Raw genomic sequence first — 2,366 nt, 5'->3', positions numbered from 1 at the left:
TTGCACTCAGCGCAAACAAAGGGATTTGCTAAGCACTCAACCCTCTTTATAATGACCGTATTATGGCAAAGAAAAACTCAAAACAAAAAGCGGGTAGCAATACCATCGCGCTCAATAAAAAGGCTCGCCACGAATACTTCATCGAAGATGAGATCGAAGCAGGTCTAGAGCTACAAGGGTGGGAAGTGAAAGCCCTTCGCCAAGGTAAAGCCAATATTTCAGAAAGTTACGTATTTATGCGTAACGGTGAAGCCTTTGTGAGTGGAATGACGATCACTCCTCTAAATCAGGCATCGACACACGTAGTGGCGAACCCGACTCGTGTGCGAAAACTACTTATGAGCCGTCGAGAGCTCGACAACTTAACCGGACGCATCAACCGTGAAGGCATGACGCTTATCGCCTTGTCTCTCTACTGGTCTAAATCTTGGGTCAAAATGAAAATCGGCGTAGCAAAAGGTAAAAAGCTACACGACAAACGTGATGACATCAAAGATCGCGACTGGCAGCGTCAAAAAGCTCGAGTAATGAAAAGCGCGCTGCGCTAATCTTAACCACTTAAACGCATAGTGCTAGACAGGCATCACTAATCTGGTACTATGCACCAACAACCTTGGGGCTGATTCAGGATTCGACGGGAATTTTGCAGTCTAAGGTGCATGCCGAGGTGCGGTAGGCCTCGTTAACAAACCGCAAAAAAATAGTCGCAAACGACGAAAACTACGCACTAGCAGCTTAATACCCTGCTGAGAGCTCTCTCGCCCTAGCTTCCGCACGTAAGACGGGGACCAACGAGGGATCAAACCCAAACGCGCTAGCCCGGATTCTCCCACCTGAGAGATGAACGGCGAATTATAATTCAGGTTAGTCATTCATTCGCGTGTCGGTTCGCAGGTGGGTGGCGAAATTAAAGATCGACTAAGCATGTAGTACCAAAGATGAATGATTTTCGGACGCGGGTTCAACTCCCGCCAGCTCCACCAAACGTTTGGAAAGGCGGTAAGTTATTGACTTACCGCCTTTTTTGTTTTTATTTTTCGTTCGTGTACCACTTGTACTAAAAGTTGGTACTAAAAATGCGCTATCTAAAGATATCCTCATCTGGTATTTGGCAGTTCCGGTATCAGATCTCAAAGCAACATAGACCGCTCTTTGATGGAAGAAGAGAGATCAAAAAATCCCTGAATACCTCTTCCAAGAATTTGGCTATCATAGAAGCTTTAAAGCTTGAGTTAGAGATCAGACAAGTAGTTAGTAAGCAGTCTGATACTGAGTGCTTGACCACTTCAATTAACATAGCTTCAGCAATCCACACTCCTAAGAGGCAGCTAGCCAAACTCACACCAGCAAATGCGCTAGATAAGTATCTAACTTACAAAAGAAGCCATGTTACTGAAAAAACAGCCATGGCAGCCTACTTAAAGTGTAAGGTCGTACTAGAGCTATCAGGTAAGCTATCAATCAACCAAATTCGTCGACCAGACGCAGAAAGAATCCGTCAGTTGCTTTCTCAATACCCTACTAACATAAAAAAACACGACGTATTTGCTGGGCTTTCAGGACTTGAAGCGATTGAAAAAAATAGTGAAATAGGTCTACCCACACTCAGCAATAGCAGTGTGAAAGACTATTTCCAAAAAGCATCTTCATTCTTTACATGGTGTGAGCAAATGGAGTATTGCGATATAAATCCATTTAAGGCTTTCAGATTTACCAGTGATAAGAAGATTAGCGAGGCAAAGAGTGCCTATACCCCTACCCAGTTATCTACCATTTTTAGCTCAGAAATCTATACAAGGCTAAAGTTCAGACACAACTATCAATACTGGCTACCTTTGCTTGCTCGCTATACTGGCGCAAGACTCAATGAGCTATGCCAACTCTACGTTTGCGATGTTATCCAAATCGACAACCTATGGTTAATCGATATCAATGATAGTCAACCAAAGCAACGCCTAAAGAACCTCAATTCCCGCCGTAAAGTCCCATTACACCCTGTTCTCATTAAGCTTGGCTTTATAGACTTTATTAAGACTCTTAAAACACCAAGAATCTTCCCTGAGCTAAAACATGAACGTGATGGCTATGGTACTTCTGCATCCAAGTGGTATGGACGTCATAAGAAGGTATTGGGCTTTGGAAGAGGACTCGATTTCCACTCATTTCGACATACCTTTGCAACTGAGCTAAAGGAACAATTGGTGTCTGAAACCGTTGTAGCGGAACTTATAGGGCATAGTCATGGAAGTATTACTTTCGACAGGTATGGTAAGAATCTGTCCATCAAACTACTGCACGAAAACATTGTAAAACTAGTGACCTTTCCCCGAGATTAATACCACCGCCTCGATGAAGTTTCCCACGTT

2 protein-coding genes and 1 other RNA gene are annotated in these 2,366 nt (G+C 43.5%); all 3 read left to right on the top strand.

Annotation, left to right across the window (positions count from 1 at the left end):
• The first annotated feature begins 62 nt into the window (after positions 1 to 62).
• The 3 genes from smpB (at position 63) to AC6R0S_RS17945 (ending at position 2,336) form a co-directional block, all read left to right on the top strand.
• Positions 63 to 548, top strand: coding sequence for an SsrA-binding protein SmpB (smpB, locus tag AC6R0S_RS17955; RefSeq protein ID WP_334551285.1), 486 nt, complete (start codon positions 63 to 65; stop codon positions 546 to 548).
• Positions 549 to 615: 67 nt separating this feature from the next.
• Positions 616 to 983, top strand: a transfer-messenger RNA (tmRNA) gene (gene ssrA, locus AC6R0S_RS17950).
• 93 nt (positions 984 to 1,076) lie between these two features.
• Entirely contained in the window at positions 1,077 to 2,336 is a 1,260-nt protein-coding gene (locus tag AC6R0S_RS17945) for a tyrosine-type recombinase/integrase (RefSeq protein ID WP_500638487.1), read from the top strand.
• The last annotated feature ends 30 nt before the right edge of the window (positions 2,337 to 2,366 follow it).

Source organism: Vibrio sp. R15-SG3-ISO1B (assembly GCF_059833835.1).
Note: the sequence above shows the minus strand (reverse complement) of the source record. Positions and strands in the feature narration are given on the sequence as shown.